We start from the raw sequence: 263 nt of genomic DNA on the forward strand, positions 1-263 counted from the left end.
TAAGTGCGACCGTAATCTTGGTAGTCGCGAACTTGTAGCGCGTTATCGCCAGAAAGCGATGTGAACGGCTCTTCTGTTAAGTTTTGAACTTGGAACTGAATTGATAAACCTTCAAGGCTCTCAACCCCTGCTTCAGAGAAGTCATAACCTGCCTGAATATCCCAAATTGTTTCGCCGATAATATTCACTTGCTCTGTATTAAAGCCTAATCCGTAAACATCACCTTTGAAGTCACTACGCTTACGCATGCTGGTTCGTAATTG

1 protein-coding gene is annotated in these 263 nt (G+C 43.3%); it reads right to left on the reverse strand.

Annotated elements, in window-relative coordinates:
• Positions 1 to 248: hypothetical protein (locus AAEY83_RS15990; protein WP_351060548.1), on the reverse strand; the 248-nt coding region annotated here is incomplete at its 3' end.
• Positions 249 to 263 lie beyond the last annotated feature (15 nt).

Origin of the sequence: Psychrobacter sp. TB20-MNA-CIBAN-0197, assembly GCF_040309765.1 — a bacterium.
Lineage (GTDB): Bacteria > Pseudomonadota > Gammaproteobacteria > Pseudomonadales > Moraxellaceae > Psychrobacter > Psychrobacter submarinus.